The sequence below is a fragment of the Citrobacter sp. A316 genome (genome assembly GCF_002042945.1).
Taxonomy (GTDB): Bacteria; Pseudomonadota; Gammaproteobacteria; order Enterobacterales; family Enterobacteriaceae; genus Citrobacter; species Citrobacter portucalensis.
Map to the genome: position 1 here is coordinate 1 of NZ_MVFZ01000049.1, position 478 is coordinate 478.

Here is a 478-nt window from a genome sequence, read left to right on the forward strand (position 1 = left end):
TTCGATTCATCATCGACCTGCAAAAATTTGAGAGACTCGAACACACCATTTTTCATTTCTTATTACGGAGAAATGAAACAGTGTGTCGTTTCAATTTTCAGCTTGATCCAGATTTTTAAAGAGCAAATATCTCAAACGTCACCCGAAGGTAAGTTTTGAGATATTGAGGTCGGCGACTTTCACTCACACATACCAGCAAGTGGCGTCCCCTAGGGGATTCGAACCCCTGTTACCGCCGTGAAAGGGCGGTGTCCTGGGCCTCTAGACGAAGGGGACACTGAAGTCTCAATCGCAAGACGCCTTGCTATTTACTTTTCATCAGACAATCTGTGTGAGCACTACAAAGAACGTTTCTTTAAGGTAAGGAGGTGATCCAACCGCAGGTTCCCCTACGGTTACCTTGTTACGACTTCACCCCAGTCATGAATCACAAAGTGGTAAGCGCCCTCCCGAAGGTTAAGCTACCTACTTCTTTTGC

The 478-nt window shown here is 45.8% G+C and carries 1 tRNA gene and 1 rRNA gene; both read right to left on the reverse strand.

What is annotated here, in order from left to right:
* Window positions 1-200 precede the first annotated feature (200 nt).
* Window positions 201-276, reverse strand: a tRNA-Glu gene (locus BZK41_RS26775).
* Window positions 277-361: 85 nt separating this feature from the next.
* Window positions 362-478 (reverse strand): 16S ribosomal RNA (locus BZK41_RS26780); the annotation flags it as partial.